The 19,005-nt window shown below is 36.2% G+C and carries 19 protein-coding genes; 17 read left to right on the top strand and 2 right to left on the bottom strand.

The window, feature by feature from the left end; translation table 11 throughout:
- Nucleotides 1–3: 3 nt before the first annotated feature.
- The 5 genes from B5P37_RS02435 to B5P37_RS02420 all read left to right on the top strand — a co-directional run bounded on the left by B5P37_RS02435 (nt 4) and on the right by B5P37_RS02420 (nt 5,422).
- Nucleotides 4–2,187, top strand: coding sequence for a heavy metal translocating P-type ATPase (locus B5P37_RS02435; RefSeq protein WP_085236743.1), 2,184 nt, complete (start codon nt 4–6; stop codon nt 2,185–2,187).
- An 86-nt stretch (nt 2,188–2,273) separates the two neighbouring features.
- Nucleotides 2,274–2,420: an Lmo0850 family protein gene (locus B5P37_RS11895; protein ID WP_169710763.1), complete on the top strand. Its 147-nt coding sequence runs from the start codon at nt 2,274–2,276 to the stop codon at nt 2,418–2,420.
- A gap of 874 nt (nt 2,421–3,294) precedes the next feature.
- Nucleotides 3,295–3,600 carry a hypothetical protein gene (locus B5P37_RS02430; RefSeq protein ID WP_085236741.1) on the top strand — a complete coding sequence of 102 codons (306 nt, stop codon included), beginning with the start codon at nt 3,295–3,297 and terminating at the stop codon, nt 3,598–3,600.
- Between the two features lie 44 nt (nt 3,601–3,644).
- Nucleotides 3,645–4,670, top strand: coding sequence for a trypsin-like serine peptidase (locus B5P37_RS02425; protein WP_085236739.1), 1,026 nt, complete (start codon nt 3,645–3,647; stop codon nt 4,668–4,670).
- 20 nt (nt 4,671–4,690) lie between these two features.
- Nucleotides 4,691–5,422, top strand: a complete 732-nt coding sequence (locus B5P37_RS02420) for an LPXTG cell wall anchor domain-containing protein (RefSeq protein ID WP_085236737.1) — start codon at nt 4,691–4,693, stop codon at nt 5,420–5,422.
- Between the two features lie 52 nt (nt 5,423–5,474).
- Here B5P37_RS02420 and B5P37_RS02415 read toward each other — a convergent pair whose 3' ends face one another.
- Nucleotides 5,475–6,680, bottom strand: a complete 1,206-nt coding sequence (locus B5P37_RS02415; RefSeq protein WP_085236735.1) for an FtsW/RodA/SpoVE family cell cycle protein — start codon at nt 6,678–6,680, stop codon at nt 5,475–5,477.
- A gap of 153 nt (nt 6,681–6,833) precedes the next feature.
- Between B5P37_RS02415 and B5P37_RS02410 the strand changes: the two genes are divergently transcribed.
- From B5P37_RS02410 to cshA, 3 genes are all read left to right on the top strand, one after another.
- Complete coding sequence (locus B5P37_RS02410) at nt 6,834–7,904, top strand: D-alanine--D-alanine ligase (protein ID WP_085236733.1); 1,071 nt, start codon at nt 6,834–6,836, stop codon at nt 7,902–7,904.
- 11 nt (nt 7,905–7,915) lie between these two features.
- Entirely contained in the window at nt 7,916–9,283 is a 1,368-nt protein-coding gene (locus B5P37_RS02405) for a UDP-N-acetylmuramoyl-tripeptide--D-alanyl-D-alanine ligase (protein WP_085236731.1), read from the top strand.
- 413 nt (nt 9,284–9,696) lie between these two features.
- A complete protein-coding gene (gene cshA / locus B5P37_RS02400; protein ID WP_085236728.1) occupies nt 9,697–11,184 on the top strand; it encodes a degradosome RNA helicase CshA in 1,488 nt (495 codons plus the stop codon).
- A gap of 70 nt (nt 11,185–11,254) precedes the next feature.
- On the opposite strand, the gene B5P37_RS02395 is transcribed toward cshA, so the two are convergent.
- Complete coding sequence (locus tag B5P37_RS02395) at nt 11,255–12,574, bottom strand: ISL3 family transposase (protein ID WP_085238400.1); 1,320 nt, start codon at nt 12,572–12,574, stop codon at nt 11,255–11,257.
- Between the two features lie 342 nt (nt 12,575–12,916).
- Here B5P37_RS02395 and B5P37_RS02390 point away from each other — a divergent pair, with 342 nt between their 5' ends.
- The 9 genes from B5P37_RS02390 to B5P37_RS02350 all read left to right on the top strand — a co-directional run bounded on the left by B5P37_RS02390 (nt 12,917) and on the right by B5P37_RS02350 (nt 19,004).
- A complete protein-coding gene (locus B5P37_RS02390; protein ID WP_085236725.1) occupies nt 12,917–13,390 on the top strand; it encodes a PH domain-containing protein in 474 nt (157 codons plus the stop codon).
- Entirely contained in the window at nt 13,356–14,885 is a 1,530-nt protein-coding gene (locus B5P37_RS02385; protein WP_244898629.1) for a PH domain-containing protein, read from the top strand. The genes B5P37_RS02390 and B5P37_RS02385 overlap by 35 nt, the downstream gene beginning before the upstream one ends.
- Nucleotides 14,882–15,400: a PH domain-containing protein gene (locus B5P37_RS02380; protein WP_085236719.1), complete on the top strand. Its 519-nt coding sequence runs from the start codon at nt 14,882–14,884 to the stop codon at nt 15,398–15,400. Before B5P37_RS02385 ends, B5P37_RS02380 begins: the two co-directional genes overlap by 4 nt.
- Nucleotides 15,397–15,747, top strand: a complete 351-nt coding sequence (gene acpS / locus B5P37_RS02375; RefSeq protein WP_085236717.1) for a holo-ACP synthase — start codon at nt 15,397–15,399, stop codon at nt 15,745–15,747. Before B5P37_RS02380 ends, acpS begins: the two co-directional genes overlap by 4 nt.
- Nucleotides 15,748–15,780: 33 nt before the next feature.
- Complete coding sequence (gene alr / locus B5P37_RS02370) at nt 15,781–16,929, top strand: alanine racemase (RefSeq protein ID WP_085236715.1); 1,149 nt, start codon at nt 15,781–15,783, stop codon at nt 16,927–16,929.
- An 84-nt stretch (nt 16,930–17,013) separates the two neighbouring features.
- Nucleotides 17,014–17,184 carry a type II toxin-antitoxin system antitoxin MazE gene (gene mazE, locus B5P37_RS02365; RefSeq protein ID WP_085236713.1) on the top strand — a complete coding sequence of 57 codons (171 nt, stop codon included), beginning with the start codon at nt 17,014–17,016 and terminating at the stop codon, nt 17,182–17,184.
- The gene (locus tag B5P37_RS02360) at nt 17,185–17,538 is read left to right on the top strand and encodes a type II toxin-antitoxin system PemK/MazF family toxin (RefSeq protein WP_019169266.1); all 354 of its coding nucleotides are present in this window, start codon (nt 17,185–17,187) and stop codon (nt 17,536–17,538) included.
- Between the two features lie 56 nt (nt 17,539–17,594).
- Entirely contained in the window at nt 17,595–18,599 is a 1,005-nt protein-coding gene (locus B5P37_RS02355; protein ID WP_085236711.1) for a SpoIIE family protein phosphatase, read from the top strand.
- Between the two features lie 78 nt (nt 18,600–18,677).
- Complete coding sequence (locus B5P37_RS02350; RefSeq protein WP_085236708.1) at nt 18,678–19,004, top strand: anti-sigma factor antagonist; 327 nt, start codon at nt 18,678–18,680, stop codon at nt 19,002–19,004.
- Nucleotide 19,005: the final 1 nt, after the last annotated feature.

Genomic DNA, 19,005 nt, shown 5'->3' with positions numbered 1-19,005 from the left:
AAGATGACACGAGAAGAAACTTTTAAAATTTCAGGTATGACATGTGCAGCTTGTTCTGCACGTATTGAAAAAGTACTTAATCGTCAAGAAGGTATTGATAATATCAGTGTGAACTTAGTCATGGAAAATGGCACGGTGAAGTACGACCCGTCGAAAATTACTATTGATGAAATATATGAACGTGTGGCAAAGATTGGATACGAAGCCTTTCCAATGGAGACACAAGCTGAAACTGAAAAACGTAAAAGTAGTGAATTAAAGCGGCAAAAGTATAAGTTTATTATTTCGCTGATACTTTCATTACCATTGTTGTATACGATGTTTGGTCATTTTGCATTTCTCAGTTTTATCCCGGTGCCTAATCTCTTCATGAATGGTTGGTTTCAATTTATTTTAGCTACACCTATTCAATTTGTATTAGGAGGGCAATTCTATGTCGGTGCGTATAAGTCGCTCTCCAACAAAAGCGCCAATATGGATGTACTTGTCGCGATGGGGACATCAGCTGCCTATTTTTACAGTATTTATTTAATGTTAACACACATTAATTCAACGCATCATGTTGCACTTTATTTTGAGACAAGTGCCGTATTAATTACTTTAATTTTGTTAGGTAAATATTTTGAGATGCGGGCGAAAGGACATGCCAGTGATGCAATTAGTAAATTAGCAGCACTACAAGTTAAAGATGCTGAAGTTGAACGCAATGGAGAGACAGAGCGGGTATCAATTGATGATGTACGGGTGGGAGATGTTCTGTGGGTGAGAAGTGGTCAACAAATCCCTTTAGATGGTGAAATTGTGGATGGTGCTACGACAATCAATGAAGCCATGTTAACTGGAGAAAGTATGCCTGTTGAAAAGAAAATAGGTGACACTGTTATTGGTAGTACATTGAATGAAACGAATTTTATTAAAGTTAAAGTGACTCAGGTTGGTGAAGACTTAGTATTAAATCAAATCATTAAAGTCGTTGAAGCGGCACAAAATGATAAACCACAAATACAAAGACTTGCTGATAAAATTTCAAATATTTTTGTACCCACTGTTGTGGCTTTGGCTCTAATTGCCTTTGCGGTATGGTATTTTATCATCAGTCCATTTCGATTTACAGAGAGCTTTGAAATTTTTATCTCAGTCATCGTGATTGCATGTCCATGTGCTTTAGGTTTAGCAACGCCAACGTCTATCATGGTCGGTTCAGGACGTGCAGCAGAAGCAGGGGTTTTGTTTAAAACAGCAGAATCACTCGAACAAGCACAAAATGTCGATACCATTGTCTTTGATAAGACAGGGACGATTACAAATGGCAAGCCGATCGTAGTCGATAAAATTTATTATAATGAAAACTGGCCGATTGGTGCTTATATTAAGAGTCTAGAACTTCACTCTGAACATCCTTTGTCTAAAGCGTTATTAGATGCATATGCACAAGAAGAGACTCTACCAGTAGAACAGTATGAGACACATATCGGTCACGGTATTTCAGGACGAATTAATGACCAGGTTGTTCGTATAGGCTCGGTTCGATTCATCACCGGAACAGATGCGCTATCATCTACACAACAACACAAAATTCATGACCTTGAACAACAGGGGGCTACGGTCATTGGAGTGGCCATTGACGACTGTTTTGTAGCAGTAATCGCTTTGCGTGACGAACCAAAAGTTGATGCCAAAGTGGTATTACAGCAATTAAAAAAAGACTATCGCCTAGTCATGTTAAGTGGTGACAGTGAACGTACAGCACAAGCGATTGGACAAGCACTTGGATTTACAACAGTGATATCAGAAGTCAAACCGGATGAAAAATCTGACGTCATTAGTGAATTACAGCAACAGGGTCACCGTGTCATGATGGTGGGTGATGGTGTGAATGATGCACCAGCATTGATGAAAAGTGATATGGGTGTGGCGATGGGTTCAGGATCTGATATTGCATTAGATTCTGCTGATATTGCGTTAGTCAATGGTCATTTGACAGGAGTTGTAGAGGCATTAAAGCTAAGTCGTTTAACAATAAAAAATATAAAACAAAATTTATTTTTTGCATTTTGTTATAATTTGATTGGAATCCCTATTGCAGCAGCAGGTCTTTTAGCGCCATGGGTTGCCGGTGCAGCAATGGCATTTAGTTCAGTTTCAGTTGTATTAAATGCATTACGATTAAAAAATGTGAAGAAATAATTTTTATGAAATGTCATTTTGATATAGTAAAGCACTGAACTTTAGGGTATGATAAGTGTAGTAGATAGCAGATACGGGGTGATTAAATGGCGAAAAAGAATGATAAGCTTCAAAATGTGGTCCAAATGTTATCTTCACTCGGTGTCAAAGTAAAAAAAACGAAGCCCCGAATAGATATCATGCGATCATTACCGAAACCTAACCCTGCAACTGAGAAACTCAAACCTTATTAAGTATGTTTGAGAAGCACTTAGATGTTGACTGATGTCACATCTAGGTGCTTTTTTCGGTTGTTAAACACTTCGTTGAGTATCTTCGATTTTGTAATCGGGGAAGTTATAGAAATATCATTGATTTTGTTGATTGCTCCTCTTTGGCCTTGCTTTCCTAGGGGACTTGCCTTAACTAAATTCGGCTTGATTGGAGTGAGCATTGGATGGAGGCCGAATTGGATTTTCGGCTGCGTCTAATCCCTCAGGAGTCTCGGCCAGTTCCGCAATCCAAAATCAACATATGTTTAAGAGAGAACCCGATCACAAAATCGAAGTGTACACAGTGGTGAAAATAACAAGGTAGATGTGGTAATATCAACATCAAAATTGCCTATTATATAAATTTATATGTGATTCGTATTTGATGACCTGTTCTATCAGTTTTATCTAAAGAGAAATACCGGGTGACAATAATAATTAATTTTAAGAAATATTGATTAGTTTTTAATAGGATAGAATTACTTACGAAGGCTACATAATAATGAAGATTATGTATATCTATCCCTATTGGTTTTTAAAGACTTAATTAGTAATATATAAAAATTATTAATTATTTATGATTATATTTAAATATAATTATAAAATATATGATTATTATTTTTGCGATGGTAAAAACGAATTATATTAATGCTAAAAACTAAATAATATATAATATTTAAATGTAATAAAAATAAATTGTAAAATACACAAAGCATTGTTGAACATAATTGGTTTTATTATGTATACTTGAATAAGATAGCTAAATCGTGTTTTGGAAATGCTTAGGCCACTGTGACTACTATAAAGAAAGGAGTAAAAATTGTAGTTCAGATTAAGATTAAGTGAGGGATAAAAATTGAAATTCAAATTTAGTTTAGTATTATTAAGCTCTGTTTTAATATTGTTTTCATTGATTAACTATAAATCTGTCGCTTTGGCCGAAGAAGCTTATATTGCTAGTGATGAAATAGTTGAAAATCAAGAATATCCTGAAATATCATCAATAAACTCAGAAATATTACCAATTGAATCGACAGAAGAACCTATTTCAGGTGATATAGAAATAGATCAAAGCAAAGTTATACCTATTGAATATTTGTATGGTAATATCAATGAAAGAATTTTTGGGAAAGATCAAAGAAAAGTAGTAGATAATTATTAGATAATTATTTATCTTCACCATATAAACAAGTTGTATTCTTAAATATGACATATTCTGATGGTAAGATTTATAGTGGTTCTGGAACGATGATTGGTGAAGATACTGTACTTACTGCAGCACATAATGTTTACTCTTCTAAATTAGGATGGGCTACTGAGGTTACTGTTTATGCAGGTAAAAAGGGACCAAAGTATACAATTGGTAAAGCTAAATCAAAGAAAATGTTAACCTTTAAAAAATGGAAGGATACATCTGATCAAGATTATGATTTAGCAATTATTAAATTAGATTCAAAATTAGGAAAGAAAACTGGAACATTGGGCCTAACATCAAAAGTAAGTAAAAATGAGGAAATTGAAACATCTGGCTTTCCTGGAGATAAATCAGGGGAGGTTCAGTACAAATCCATCGGGAATCTTAAAAAAATAACTGATAATATTTTGTATTATCAGTTAGATACATTTTTTGGACAAAGTGGTAGTAGTGTGCGAAATAAACAAAACAAGATCATTGCCGTTCATTCATTTGGTGCTTCGGATTATAACGGCGGAGTGAGACTTAATGCTTTAAAAATAGATTACATTAAACATTGGATGGGAACGCCTATTGCACATCATTTTGGAAAATTTGTACAAATAGATAAAAAAGATATTAAGCTTTGGTCTAATTTAGAATTTTCAATGAGTAAAGATACTAAAAGAATTAAAATAGGTGATGCATATCAAGCAAAGTATGTATATAATCATCCAAATGGTCAAAAATATTACTCATTATACAATTCTGAAAATAAATGGATTGGATACATTAACAGCAGATCTGTAACTTTTCTTAAAGTTCCAAATGCACACAAATACAATAAGAATATCGTCATTAATAAAGGTAAAATTGTTGTTTGGAAAAATTTAGACTTTAGTAAAAAAGCAGATATGAAAAACATTAAGGTTGGTAAGGAATACACTGCAAAGTACGAGTATTATCACCCAAATGGTCAAAAATATTATTCATTATACGACAATAAGGATAAATGGATGGGTTATATTAATACGCGCTCAGTTACAGTGAAAAAATAATTTTAAAGGGATGAATTCATATGTTAAAAAAATTAGTGGTTACAGGTTTAATTGTTACAGCGGCGACGCAAGTTTATGCGCATGACATACAAGCGGCGGAAAAGGATGCTGCGGATGCTCCGAAAGTAATGGTTAAGGATGAGGCGAAAAAAGATGCGACACCGACAATTCATAAACCTACGTACATTTATCCGCATTTAGAAGGTGAAGATGATGCTGCATATTTAAAACGTATGGCAACCAATCCACCAGAAGGCGCCGTTCCATACGCTGTGTTGCATAAAGATGGATCGATTACAGATGCGAATACGGATCCATACTTCGATATTTTAAAAGTTGAAGATCCAAATGCGATGAAAGATTTGGGTAATACATCGGCAGATGATCAAGATAAGGTAGCGAGTGATTTACAATTTGAACCGCCAGCATTGGTAGGACCAAGTGTTAAACACATTGATGCTACAGGAGATGCCAAATCTAGTGGTGACTCAAAAGCAACAAAATCTTCAAAAGCGTCAGCACAAGATATGAAGAAAAAAGATGTAACAGCGCAAACTGCACAACCAAAAGCAGATAAAAACATGGCGTTTACAAAAGTAACACCAGTGAAACAGCAAGATAAAGCAACAAAAATGTTGCCGGCAACAGGGGAATCACAAGTGAATGCAATCGGTCAAACAGCACTTGCACTTTCAATGATTGCATTAGGTGTCATCGCGTTCTTCACACGACGACGCAAAACAAATCAATAATAAAAAAAGAGGTTGGGGAAACGACATTGTTCCTCAGCCTCTTTTTCAATCATTATGTTGTACGTTTTTGTGTACGTGCTTCATCGTTATACTTTTTCGGTGTATGATAATGAATGCTCAAGATAACGCCGATACCTGCCATTAAACTCCACAACGCACTACCTCCGTAACTGATGAATGGCAATGGGATACCAGTAATCGGTAACAGTTGAATGGTCATCCCTATATTTTGGAAAATATGAAAGAGTAACAGGCTGACGTAACCAATAATAAAAGATTTATTAAATAAGTCGTCAGAAGCTGTTGCCATTCGGATGAAGTGAAGGAGTAATAATAAAAACAACCCTAATAATACTACAGAACCAAGGAAACCGAATTCTTCACCGATAACCGAAAAAATAAAATCGGTATGGTTTTCAGGGATATAAACTTCGCCGTTGTTCAACCCTTTTCCAATAAGTTGCCCAGAGCCAATGGCCTTTAATGATTCTGTTAAGTGAAAGCCATCTCCTGTGCTGTACGTATACGGGTCTAACCAGGAATTGATACGACCTAATTGATACGTTTTAATGCCGGCGACATTTTCAATTAAGGTCGGTTTATAAATAATTGAAAGGATAATTCCTCCACCCAATAAGATGGCGCTACCGAATAAGGGCGCAAGAATTTTCCACGTCACACCACTTACGATGACAATCCCAGCAATAATCGCTAAAAATACGAGTGTCGTTCCTAAATCATTTTGTAATAAAATGAGTACAATTGGGATGAAACTCACAACGGCAATCTTCAATAGTAACATCATATCGGTTTGTAATGACTTGTTGAATGTAAATCGATTGTGTTGTGCCACGACTTTCGATATGACGAGTATGAGTACAATTTTCATAAACTCTGAAGGTTGAATGCTAATTGGACCAAAGCGGTACCAACTTTTGGCACCATTAATCACTGGTGTAATTGAAGATTCTGGTAGGATGATGAGGCCTAATAATAAAACAATAAAAACAATATATATCACATAGGTGTAGTGTCGAATTTTTTTAGGTGAAAATAACATGATAATCAACGCAATGATGCCACCAAGTATGTAATAAAAAATTTGTCTTACCCCGAAATCAAGACTGTATTGACCGCCTCCCATTGCTGAGTGAATGGTAACCACGCTGATGAGACATAAAATAAATATAATGCTGAGAAGTGGCCAATCTAAGCGGCGCAAAAACGATTTTTGCGTTTGTTGTCGTGAAGATACCATGACAATCTCCTTTACAGATAAATTCTTTAATGTCATTATATACCGATTTTACATAAGTTGTAATCAAATTGCTAATATCTCAATAAAATAAATGCAATACAAATAACAGTCATGGTAATATGAAGAATAGATAAAAAACAGGGAGGCGGAGTTATGTCGAAAGAGGCATTATGTATCATTTATGGAGGTAAAAGTGCTGAGCATGACGTATCCATATTAACTGCCCAAAATGTGCTCAATGCAATTGATAAAACGCGATATTATGTAGACATCATTTATATTACCAATGAAGGTCAGTGGAAGAAAGTTGAGAATATTACCGATGAGATCAAGGATGTTGAAGCATTGCGTATCGATCAAGTAGAGGCTGGAGATATTTCAGTTTTGCTGTCACAAAGTGGTTTAGGAGCGCGCTACGATGCAGTGTTTCCGTTATTGCATGGGCCTAATGGAGAAGATGGCACGATTCAAGGTCTATTTGAAGTGTTGGATATCCCATACGTTGGGAATGGTGTGTTAGCGGCATCAAGTTCTATGGATAAACTCGTCATGAAACAATTATTTGCATACAGAGGCTTACCGCAATTACCGTATGTAAGCTTTTTAAGAAGTGAGTATGATAAGTATCGTAAAAACATTATCAAACTTGTAAATGATAAATTAGAGTTTCCAGTTTTCGTAAAACCAGCCAACTTAGGTTCAAGTGTAGGGATTAGTAAATGTGACAATGAAGCAGAGCTCATTCAAGGCATTGAAGAAGCATTTCAATTTGACCGTAAGCTCGTCATTGAACAAGGCATTGAAGCTCGAGAAATCGAAGTGGCCGTGTTAGGCAATGATTACCCAGAAACAACATGGCCGGGAGAAGTCGTTAAAGACGTCGCGTTTTATGATTATAAATCGAAATATAAAGACGGCAAAGTGCAACTTGCTATTCCCGCTGATCTTGATCAAGACGTTCAAATGACATTGCGTAACATGGCAGTAGAAGCATTTAAAGCAACGGACTGTTCTGGATTATTGCGTGCAGACTTTTTTGTAACAAATGATAATCAAATCTTCATTAATGAAACAAATGCGATGCCTGGATTTACAGCGTATAGCATGTATCCTAAGTTATGGGAAAATATGGGTGTTTCTTATTCGGAATTGATTACAAAATTGATTGATCTCGCAAAAGCGCGCTATGAAGATAAGCAAAAAAATAAACACCGACTTGATTAGGAGTTTTGACTATGATAAAAATAACGCTTAAACAATTAACAGAATGGATAGCGTGTGACATAGATCCTCAGTATTTAGATGTTGAAATTCATGGTGTAACGATTGATTCACGGAAAATTCAACCGGGACAATTGTTTATTCCGTTCAAAGGCGAAAACGTCGATGGTCATCAATATTGTGCGCAAGCGTTAAAGGATGGGGCAAATGCCACTTTCTTTCAACAGGATGCTGCTACAACGCCTCCCGAATCAGGTCCTGTGATTTATGTGAAAGATACATTGGTTGCCCTTCAACAGTTAGCTCAGGCGTATTTACAATATGTGGCACCAACTGTGATTGCTGTGACAGGTTCTAACGGTAAAACAACAACTAAAGATATGTTAGAAAATGTGTTATCTGCACAATATCGTGTTCAAAAGACACAAGGAAATTATAACAATGAAATCGGGATGCCACTGACGATTTTAGAACTTGATGTGAATACGGAAGTTTCAATTTTAGAAATGGGAATGTCGGGATTTCATGAAATTGAGTTGCTCACAAATATTGCACGACCAGATTTTGCAATTATTACAAATATTGGTGAATCACACATGCAAGATTTGGGATCAAGAGCAGGCATTGCACAAGCAAAATTTGAAATTGTGTCTGGTTTAAAAGACACAGGCTATTTGATTTATGATGGTGATGAACCTTTATTACAACCGCATGTTGCCACATTGGATACGACACATGTAATCAGTGTTGGCTTAGGCGCTGCAAATGACATGCAATGTAAAATGATTGCGCATGATGAAACAGGGATGACGTTTACAATCAATGATGAAGCCACTTATACCCTGCCTATTTTAGGTGAACATAATATACGTAATGCCACAATTGCGATCACTGTGGCACAATTGTTAGGACTCGATCAGGCGATAATCCAACAACAATTGTCACAACTCCAATTGACAGCCATGCGTATGCAAAAATTCACAACAGCCAATGGGGCGATAGTGATTAATGATGCGTATAACGCAAGTCCTACAAGTATGAAAGCAGCGATTGATACGCTTGAATTAATGCCTGGTGATAAAATCTTGGTACTCGGTGATGTCTTGGAATTAGGTGAACATTCTGAGCAACTCCATACAAGTATCGGTGCATATCTTGAAGGCAAAACAATTGACCAATTGTACACTTATGGAGATAATGCGAAAGCAATCCATGATAAAGGGAAGCGCTTTGTTCGTGAAGCCATTCATTTTGATACGAAACCGGACATGATTCGTCACCTCACATCTGTCGTAAAGGCAAATCATGCGGTGTTGGTTAAAGCATCTAGAGGGATGCGTCTAGAAGAAGTTGTTGATGCACTCGTACAATCGGAAGTATAGCGATATAAAATTAAGACGTTTCATCAATGATAAAAAGCCGAGATTCCTCGGCTTTTTATCATGTTTACTTTTAAGTCATGTCGTCTACGAAACACATTCAATTTTGCAAAACGAAAATATTTCATATTGTCAATTTTTTTATTTTTATATTTTTTTATTTTTTCATTAGTTGGCGTTGAGATATGTAAGATGAATCGGTATATCGTACGTTATCAGTACACTGGCTGTCGACAAAACATTCAAAGAAATATGTAACAAAATGATTTAAACTCATGGGAAATCTAAAAGTATTTGAATCATAATGAAATTTCGTTTATTGCGGTATTGTGACGAAAATGGTAATATGTAGAAGTTAGATTAAACTTATTTGACAAAAATATATAAGAATGATGATTCAAAAAAGGAGAATTACTTTGCAAAAATTTACAGATTTAGGCGTTTCAGAACGTACAGCTGAAACCCTAGAGGCAATGGGATTTGCGGAACCGACACCGATTCAAAAAGACAGTATCCCATCAGCACTCGAAAATAAAGATATACTTGGTCAAGCGCAGACCGGCACAGGAAAAACAGGTGCATTCGGCATTCCATTGATTGAAAAAGTCGTTGGACAAGAAGGCGTACGTGCGTTAATTTTAGCACCTACACGTGAATTAGCGATGCAGGTCGCTGAACAATTGAGAGAATTTAGTCGTGGTCAAAAAGTACAAGTGGTGACAGTATTTGGTGGGATGCCTATCGATCGTCAAATCAAATCATTAAAACGCGGTCCCCAAATTGTCGTAGGTACACCGGGACGTGTGATTGATCACCTTAATCGCCGAACATTAAAAACACATGACATCGAAACGCTTATTTTAGATGAAGCGGATGAAATGATGAACATGGGCTTTATTGATGATATGCGTTATATTATGGACAAACTCCCATCTGAAAATCGTCAAACGATGCTGTTTTCAGCAACGATGCCGAAAGCGATTCAAGAATTAGTACAAAAATTTATGAAGTCGCCTAGAATTATTAAAACGATGAATAATGAAATTTCAGATCCTCAAATTGACGAATATTATACGATTGTCAAAGAACTTGAGAAATTTGATACATTTACAAACTTCTTAGATGTACATCAACCAGAATTAGCCATTGTCTTTGGACGAACAAAACGTCGTGTCGACGAGTTGACAAGTGCACTATTGTCAAAAGGATATAAGGCAGAAGGTCTACATGGTGATATTACACAAGCAAAACGTTTAGAAGTATTGAAAAAATTTAAAAATGATCAAATCGACATTTTAGTTGCGACTGATGTTGCAGCGCGTGGTCTGGATATTTCTGGTGTGAGCCACGTTTATAACTTTGATATCCCACAAGATACGGAAAGTTATACGCACCGTATTGGTCGTACAGGTCGTGCAGGTAAACATGGTATCGCAGTGACATTTGTGAATCCAATAGAGATGGATTACATTCGTCAAATCGAACAAACCAACCGTCGTCAAATGCGTGCATTAAGACCACCGCATCGTAAAGAAGTATTAAAAGCGCGTGAAGAGGATATTAAGAGTAAAGTACAAAACTGGATGGATGCCGCTAAAGAGCCACGCGTTGAAAACATTGCTAAACAACTTTTAGAAACTTATGATGAGACAGAACTTGTGACAGCGTTATTACAAGAGTTGGTAGAATCAAATGACGAAGTGGAAGTACAATTAACATTTGAAAAACCGTTATCACGCAAAACAAGTCGTTCTCCAAAAGGAAACCGTAAAGGTGGCGGCAATAAGCGTCATTCAAAACCGGCACGTAATCATAAGCCTACTGGGAACAAAAAAGGAAACTTCAAACATAAAAGAGAAACGAAAGTGAAAAAGGGCCGTACTTTTGCGGATCATCAAAAGTAAGCCACATTTCATCGAATAAAGCAGTATCTTTAGGCTCTTTGTCAACGTCGGTTGGTGAAGAAATATCGTACTAAGTGGCAATTTTTTGTTGCTTAGTACGTTTTTTATATTCACTTACGTATAACCTTGAAATAATTAAAATCCTATTTCTAAAGTTATAAAAATTTCTATAACCATAAGAGACACGCTTAATAAGCTTTATTTTATTGTTAATACCTTCAATTGGACCATTGGTCAAATGAGGATTTTGAATCGTATTTGAAATATAAGGTATATATTTTATGAGTGTGTTAATAACACGTTTGAGTCCATTTGAAATATTTAAACTCTTCGAACGTTGTAATGCTTCCTCTAATTGTTCAATGTTATTTGATCTTAGGGTTTCTAGAATATGATGTCCTGCTTCATACGTTAATTGGAATTCTTCATCAAAAGTTAACAAGAATTGTACTAAACTATACTGACTATGCCATGTATTAAAAAGTCTGAACGAGTGATAATGGACTCTGTCTAATTCAATTGGAGATTTTAATAAAAGCTTCCAATACCGTTTTAATTTATTGTACTTGGGTTTTTCTTTAGTCTTAAAACTATTCATTGTTTTAACGCGACTGTGATTGATTTCACGGTTAACCGCTTGAACAATATGAAAACGGTCTAAGATAATATCTGCATTGGGAAATAATGATTGAATTAGCGACATGTATGGTGGATACATATCAATAGAAACACTTTTAACTCCTTCACGCTGCTTTCTTGAGAATCTTAAAAAGTATTCTTCCAACTTGAACTTACGTCGATCTGGCAAGATATCAATAATATCATGCGTGATACTATCACAGTATATAAAGCTCATAGAGCTGTCGACATCATTAGTTGACTTAAATTCATCAAAGGATAAATGTTGGGGCAATATATCACTAGGTTGTGTTTTTACTGCTTCCCCTAGGTCTTTCAAATACCGATGAACAGTTGAAGGTGAAACTAAAACACTATTCGCTATATCTTTTTCAGATATGACAGTGGCGAGCTTTCTCGTCACCATTAGTTTTACGTCATTAGAAATTGTACAACGCGGTTCTATATATGGTGTTTTAGCCGTAAAAGTTTGACCACAAGCTTTACAATAGAAGCGTTGCTTTTTTAACACAAGATAACTAGGCCTTTCAAGAATAAGCCCCATATACACTCTTGTACTGCGAAAGCCATTTTTAATAACTGTGTGTTGCTCATTCTTGATACCACAACACTCACAACCTTTAGGTTGATAAGTTAAAACCCCTTTATAAAACAATGATTGAACGTTCTTGAAGGTTTGAATACCTAAACATTCAGTGATTTTTAAATTTGATACTTTTATTCCAATCATTTCTGATATATCATTATACATAGGCACGAATATCTCTCCTTAATTTGTTGGTTTTGTCACTTACAATTATAGAGATATTTGTGCTATTTTTGTATTTAAAACAAAAATAACGGCCAGTGAAAAACTCACCAACCGTTAAAAGTATAGAACCTATCTTTATTAATATGAACCAATCATAAAAGCTAATTTCTATTTAATTGAATAGAGATTAGCTTTTTTCAATTTGTGTGCAGTGATAGATTCGCCATTAAACATGCTTTAATCGCACTTCAGTGTACAACTGAATACGGCTGTGAGATGCCGATTCAAGGGCTGAATTTATGGTATAATATTGCTAAATATACGAAGGGGTGATTGCTCACAATGCATAGTACGTTTCAACGAAGTCCAAAAGCAACATATGCATATTTAAAACAAGTGTACTTCCTAAAGTTGTTGTTCATTTTAGCTGTGCTCTCCGTTTTTACCATTGTGTGGCTCTATTTCGAATGGCCGATGTATGGCGTTTATTTTATGATCGGGATTGCGGTGATTGTGGTGCTTTACTGCTTTATTCATCCGATGCTCATTTATCATTTCTATCATTATTGTGTGACAACACATGTGATAGAAATTAAAAAGAATTGGTGGTTTAACAAACATGACGTGATTAAAATTGAACGGATTCAATATGTAGAACGTAAAACTGGGCTTTTGATGAGACGACATCGGCTGAGTCGATTGATTTGTTTTACAGCAGGACATAATATCGCATTTCCAGTCCTTTTTGAAGAAGAAGTACAATACATTGAAAGTCATTGTCTTGAACAGATTAAAGGCGGTGATAGTGATGTATGAGCCACAAAGGTTACATCCAATTTCTTACGTATTAAGTATTGTTGATACAATCAAAAGGAACTTTTTCTTTATTATCATATTTGTCTTTTTTCAATGGGATTCATTTGATTATACAAAGCCTTCAAATTTGATTTGGCCAGGATTTTTAACAATCGCTTTTGTCGTAGGTTTTGTTAATCGGACAATTGAAATTTATCGCACACGCTATTGGATAGAAAATGAGTATTTTGTGGTCACATCGGGGTTGTTTAATTTAGAGCGTAAAGAACTCAATATTCAACGTATTCAGTCTATGGATACGTTACAACCTATCGTTCATCTCCTTGTTGGTGGCGTTAGACTTGTTATTAAAACGCCGAGTGATGGTGTGACATTAGATATGGTGACGAAAAAACAAAGTCAATGGATTCAACAGGAGATAGAAAAGGCAAAAGTGATGCAGGCAGCAACGGATGCAATTGATGTTGGTGATCAACTGAATGAAGCGGCGTCTCATACGCATCAGGAGGTTGGCAATTCTGCACCGAAAGAAGTGATTTATCGAATGTCTATGAAACACCTGTTATTAATGGGGATGACGAGCGGCGCTTTATTTATTGTATTAGGTTCTTTCTGGTCATTATTAGGATCTTTTGCAGAATGGATTCCGTGGAATAAAATGTTTTCTCAGGTTGAAGGTTGGATTAAAGATGTCACTGTTTTAGTAGCTGTCATATTCGTCTTGGTACTGTTTATTTCCTATATTGTGGGAATCTGTATGACGATATTAAGATATTATGGCTTTACATTAACCCGAAATGGTGATTTTTTAAATGTTCGTTACGGTTTGTTCAAAGTGACAAACTTAACAGTACCTCTTCATAAATTACAGGCGATTGAAGAAAAGAAGTCCTTTTTTAGGCATTGGTTAGGCTATACGTCTTATCGGTTTGTAATCACAAGTGATATGGATGTGGATTTTGCAGATGACTTTGCGACGGGTAAAATTAACGTTTTGCCATTTGTTCAGCGGCGTCAAGGTCAAGAGATGATCAAGACGTTGGTGTCATTCAATACGTTGTCGACAACGGATATAGGACTTCCGTGGCGTGGGTTTCAGCGGCGCTTTTGGTTAATCGGTTTATTGTTGTTGGCTGTGGGTGGCGTGAGTCATTATTATGTTAGTAAATGGGTCTGGATTCCGATTGGGGTGGTATTGATATATCTTATTGTTCATAGTTTCATTGCAACACGATGGTCCGGGCGTACGTTTACGGACGAGGAAGCCGCCATACGTGTCGTGTCGCTATTTGGTTTTAAAACAATGACGTTTAAAAGAGATAAAATACTAGGATTTCAACAACGCGCACACCCATTGATGCGACGTGGCAACCTTTCTCATTTTCATTTTACAATTGCAAGAGGTAGCATATACGAAAACATAGGGATGCGGTTTGAAGATCATTCAAAAGTTGAAAATTATAAAAAATGGTATATAGAAGGAGGCGGACGATGAATAGGATGAGTTCAAAAGGTATTAAGGTGATGCGTGTCGCAGCGAGTCTAGTGATGTTCGCTTGCTGTCTATGTACCCTCATCATGGTGATTTTAGGTTATTTTTTTGATTGGCATGTATGGATGATAACGTTGATGATTGTATTTGGATTGGTCGCACTCGTTCAAGGGGTTTTATTTGTTTGGCTCAGACCTGTTTATTTATATCGAACTTTTCGTTATCGATGTGAGCCGCATTTAGTGACGGTAAGAAAAGGTTTTATCTTCATTAAGCAGCAACGCATACCTATGTTTAGAATACAAGGTGTAGATATTAATGAAGGTTGGCTGATGCGAAAATATCAACTGGCTTCATTAAAACTCCTCACTGCTGGAGGGAACACGACAATTACATTGATTGACAAAGCAATGGCGCAAGAAATGATGCGTTTTATTAAACAGCACAACAATTCGCAACCAACGATGGTGGACAAAGAAACATTGACGGAAGACGATAATAATGAGGGACAATTATGATATATGGTATTGGAATAGATTTAGTAGAGATTGATCGCATAACGACTACTGTTGCGCGTCAACCGCGATTTCCACAACGAATTTTATCAGAACAAGAATTTTTGCGATATCAAAATTATAAAACTGTGCAACGTCAAATGGAATTTTTAGCGGGTCGCTTTGCAGTGAAAGAAGCCTTTAGCAAAGCTATGGGGACTGGGATTGGCCAGGAAGTGACATTTCAACAAATCCATTGTGATAACAACGCGTTAGGTCAACCGACCATTTGTTGGGAAGGCTTTAAAGTACACGTTTCAATCACGCATACTGAACATTATGCGGTTGCACAAGTCATATTAGAACAATGAAGTTGCTAAGAGTGAACAAGGAGGAAGACTGTGATGTCAGAAAAATATTATCGCGCTACCGTCATGAGGGTGGACTTAGATGCAATCACACAAAATGTCGAGGCGCTATCGAAATTACAACCGAATAAAATGATGATGCCTGTCGTAAAGGCGAATGCATATGGTTTAGGAAGTGTACATGTGGCACAACACTTGAGTGAACTGGGGATGTCGTTTTTTTGTGTCGCCACTTTAGATGAGGCAATTGAATTGAGAATGCACGGTGTGAAAGAGAAATTATTAGTTTTATCGAGTATTCCACCAGAAGCGATTAATAAAGCAATTCAACATCGATTGGCGATTACTGTGACGTCTAAGGATTGGCTTGAAGCGGCTATAGCCGAAATGGATGATGACAATGAAAAGACACTCTGGTTACATATTAAAATTGACACAGGAATGAATCGTCTTGGTATCAAAGATATTCAAACTTATCATGAAATAATCTCCTTAATTCACGCTCAAAAACATCTTGTATTTGAAGGCGCATTTTCACATTTTCACTCTGCGGATGAAGAGAATGATTCAGCACAACTTCAATATGAACGTTTTGAAGAAATCATAGAAAGCACGACGCATCCAACATATATTCATATACAAAATTCAGCGGGGACGTTAAGGTTTAATCCTTCGTTATGTAATGCATATCGACCGGGCATTGCCGTATACGGATACTATCCATCGGCCTTTATTGAAACGTTAGCAACTGCGAAATTGAAGCCAGCTGTGACCCTTGTGACAGAGGTCATGCAAATCAAGTCATTGGTTAAAGGTGAGTCCATTGGGTATGGTCATACTTATACTGCGACTGAAGATATGACCATTGCATTACTCCCTATTGGTTATGCAGACGGCTATTTACGTGCCATGCAAGGGGCGTCGGTACGTATGGGACGTAATGAATGTGAAATCGTAGGACGCATTAGTATGGACCGAACAGCGATACGTGTATCGAAACATGCGCAGGTGGGTGACGAAGTTGTACTGATCGATCATCAAGGGCATACATCACAATCATTAGAAAGTGTGGCGAGACAACAGCAAACGATTAATTATGAAGTGTTATGTAATATCAGTAGAAGAGTGCCGCGTGTCTATCAAATACAACAAAAAAGTGAAATTTCTAACGAATTATTAAAATAGTATGGAGATTCGACTTTGTTTTTGTTATGATGAACTTAATAAAAATAATCATTGATATGTTGTATTGATATGGAGGTCCTATTTATGCTAGCATTCAATCAAATTAGGTATAAAAATATCGAACAATCATTAAAAGAAGGTTATGTTCAGATGGCAGATGTAAATCTCTCCCTAGCGACTGAAGCATACTCAGTTGAATGTGAAGCTTGCGATTGTAATGAATCACACTTGATATCTGACTATAAGGAAGACTAGATGAAGCGCGGAGATGTTTATTTAGCAGATTTATCACCAGTTCAAGGGTCCGAACAAGGGGGAGTAAGACCCGTAGTCATTATTCAAAATGATACTGGAAATAAATATAGTCCCACAGTGATTGTTGCCGCGATTACCGGACGGATTAATAAGGCAAAAATACCAACGCATGTCGAAATTGAAAAAAATAAATATAAGCTCGATAAAGATTCTGTTATATTACTTGAACAAATTCGGACAGTCGATAAAAAAAGGCTGAAAGAAAAGTTGACTTTTTTGTCTGATAAGAAGATGAAAGAAGTAAACAATGCAATTGGTATTAGTTTAGGACTGCACATGAATCATCATAAATAGGCTTTAGGATATGCTCCTAAAGCCTTTTATAGTTTTAAGTGGAAGGGGAACATTGAATGGCAAATCAGAATGAATCGCAATACTTTCAACTTGTTGATCAATTTTTAAGTAGTGAAAGTAAATCAAACGTTTTAAATCAGGCGCATTCTTTTTCTGAAAAATTATCTGATGATGCTTTAATACCAGAAGATTTTGTTGCGATACATAAAACCTATGTAGAAAGCCGTGATCTTTCACATACTGATATGATTGCATGTTTAGATGTTTTAAAAGCAGTCATTGGTAGTTTTGGATATGATTATGCGGATTATAAAGCATTAGTCAATCGAATGGAAAGACACGATAAGGAATTAGACGTGGCCTCACGATTACAACAAACGATGTTGAAAACAGATATACCTCAATTTGACAGTATTCAAATCGGTGTGATTTCTGTTGCTGCACGTCATGTCAGTGGAGATTATTTTAACTTAATCGATCATAAAGATGGAACGATGAGCTTTGCAGTAGCAGACGTCATTGGTAAAGGGATTCCAGCAGCCTTAGCGATGAGTATGATAAAGTTTGGAATGGATTCTTATGGTCATTCCCAATTGCCTAACGATGGTTTGAAACGATTGAATCGCGTTGTAGAAAAAAATATTAATCAAAATATGTTCGTAACGATGTTTTATGGACTTTATGAAGATATCAATCATATCCTTTACTGTAGTTCAGCTGGCCATGAACCTGGATATGTTTTTCGAGCGGCGTCCAATACGTTCGAGGAGATTGCTGTTCGTGGCCGTGTGTTAGGAGTCAGTCCTCATGTTAAGTATCAACAACAAGAATTGGCGATTAATATTGACGATATGATTATCGTTTTTACTGATGGCGTGACTGAAATCAGACAAGAAAATGGCGAATTTATTGATACACGTTATTTACTTGATTTCATACTTCAATATAAGCAGTTACATCCACAAGATATTGTACAACTTTTGTACGAAGAATTGCTCAGGTTACAAAGAACCGGTAAACGTGACGACTTGACCATTTTAATTATTAAACGTGTACATTAAAGTCAAATATAGAGATTATTTTGGGTTGAAATAGGGTAAAAAAGATAAGTAGAGAATAAAGTAGGAGTGTAATCAATCATGAACCTTAATATAGAAACGCAAGCGCATGAAACATATTATGATGTCGCAGTAGCGGGTGAGTTGGATGTTGCAACTGTTCCAGAGCTTGAAAAAGTATTAGTTCCTATTCGTCAAGCAGGCACACATGATATTTATGTCAATTTAGAAAAATTAACTTATATGGATTCTACAGGATTAGGGCTCTTTGTAGGGACATTAAAAGCATTAAACCAACATGAAAAGTCATTATACATTCTTGGTGTCAATGACCGTATTAAACGTCTTTTTGAAATTACTGGTTTGAACGACTTAATGCATGTCAATGAAGGAACGGAGGTTGAATGAA

Origin of the sequence: Staphylococcus lutrae, assembly GCF_002101335.1 — a bacterium.
Classification (GTDB): Bacteria; Bacillota; Bacilli; order Staphylococcales; family Staphylococcaceae; genus Staphylococcus; species Staphylococcus lutrae.
The sequence above is the reverse complement of the archived record's forward strand: the minus strand, read 5'-3'. Positions and strand labels throughout refer to the sequence as shown.